We start from the raw sequence: 244 nt of genomic DNA, 5'->3' as shown, positions 1-244 counted from the left end.
GCGGCCCTGGGCGGGGCTCGCGGGCGGCTCGGCGCTCGGACGCGGCGGATGCGCGATGCTTGCTGCGCGGGGCGGCGCGGGCGGTGCATACCACGCGAAGATACGGCTGCGGCGGCGGATCATCGCCGCGGCGCTGCACCGCAGCCCGGGTTCCGACGCGACGACGGGCACGCTGATGAGAGCGGCGGTGGACGAGGTCGATGCGATCGACGGCTATGTTGCGCGTTTCCTGCCCGCGCGGAAG

General features: G+C 75.0%; 1 pseudogene. It reads left to right on the top strand.

The features are described from left to right. Positions 1-244: pseudogene (locus tag AC0CH3_RS17910) on the top strand (thiol reductant ABC exporter subunit CydD); the annotation flags it as partial.

This window comes from Sphingomonas sp. AC449, from assembly GCF_979253475.1.
This window is presented reverse-complemented; position numbering and strand designations above follow the sequence as displayed.